The sequence below is a fragment of the Desemzia sp. FAM 23988 genome (assembly GCF_045528365.1).
Taxonomy (GTDB): domain Bacteria; phylum Bacillota; class Bacilli; order Lactobacillales; family Carnobacteriaceae; genus Desemzia.
In genome coordinates this window covers 1-1,380 of the sequence record NZ_JBGQQS010000055.1, presented here as the reverse complement: position 1 = coordinate 1,380, position 1,380 = coordinate 1, and the positions used below count along the sequence as shown (strand labels likewise).

Genomic DNA, 1,380 nt, shown 5'->3' with positions numbered 1-1,380 from the left:
TGTTGCATGAAACATAATATGTTTCACAATGTTATGTATCCTATTCCAATATGCAAAAAAGTCCTTTATACTGAACTTGGATGACTTATCCAAGACCAATAAAAAGGACCCAACTTATGGATAAGTATAAACTAAATTCTGCTTTTAATAAATGGTTTTCGGCAATTAAGTTAGAAAAATTACCGATTCCTATTCGTGAAAAGATTTTTGCCTTTGATAAATACCATAAGAAACTTAGTTTCTTTCGAGCTCTGCAGCTTTTTCTTCATGCGATCAATGAAGAGAAAGAAAGTCTCAGAGATATGGATACTGCTTTTGTTTCCAAAGAACTTCAAAAAGAGATTGGGATTGAAAGCATCAGTTATTCTCAGCTTTCTAGAGTTCTTCCCAAAATGGATTCAGAAATTCTTTTAGCTATTTTTTACCAGCTTCTCAGTCAGGTTAAAAAGAAAATGCCCGTGGATAAGCGAAATAGTCTCTATTTAATTGACTCTTCGACCTTTTCATTGAATCAAAATCTTTATCAATGGGCTGATTTTCGTAAAACGAAATCAGGAGTTAAGCTTCACTTAAAACTCTGCTTTATGGATAATGACCATCTTTATCCAGATGATTTTACACTAACTAATGCGATTGAACATGATACAAACCAGTTGGAAGTGTTGGTCAATCAACCTGAGGCAACTTATGTATTCGATCGTGGTTACCTAGATTTCGAACGAATGGATAAAATGCACTGGAATGGTTATTTCTTTGTGACGAGAATCAAAAAGAATACAAAGGTTCATGTTTTGGAAACATTAGCAGCTTCCAAAGAAGACTCTATTATCAGCGACCAATTGGTCGCATTAGGTGCTCAAAACTATCTAACTTCCCGATTTCGTTTAGTGACTATTCAAGATCAAAAAGGGAAAGTTCTTCAGTTCATCACGAATCGTTTTGACTGTTCCTCTGCTGAAATTGCAGAAATGTATAAAGCTCGTTGGCAAATAGAACTGTTCTTCAAACACATTAAACAGCATATGACAATCAAAAAGTTTTTTTCAAGAAGCGAACAGGGAGTCGTAAATCAATTGATTTTAGCCTTGATTGCCAGTTTACTAACCTATTTGATTCAGTTAGAAACAAAGACTGGACAGTCTATTTTCCAAATTAAACGACTTTTTCGTTACCTCCTATTTCAACCTGCAGAAAAATGGATTGAACTTTTAGTGCCCAATTGACTACAATAAAACGTTGTTGTTGGATGCTAATGGAATCAGCTAAATAAGCAAAATTTTCTGGAAATAGTCATCCTTTGCGTAAGCATTCGATTTTTTTTACTTTTTTCAAGAAAATAATAATTCAGAATATTCTGACTATATTTATGCAACACTAGTG

Annotated in this window: 1 protein-coding gene; it reads left to right on the top strand. The window is 33.7% G+C overall.

Translation table 11 applies throughout. From position 1 onward, the window contains the following. The first annotated feature begins 116 nt into the window (after positions 1-116). Positions 117-1,223: an IS4 family transposase gene (locus ACEN4L_RS13380; protein WP_407123679.1), complete on the top strand. Its 1,107-nt coding sequence runs from the start codon at positions 117-119 to the stop codon at positions 1,221-1,223. Positions 1,224-1,380 lie beyond the last annotated feature (157 nt).

Bases quoted from the DNA above. Each gene is read 5' to 3' on its own strand.
- ACEN4L_RS13380 (WP_407123679.1), top strand. From the start codon at position 117: ATGGATAAGTATAAACTAAATTCTGCTTTTAATAAATGGTTTTCGGCA.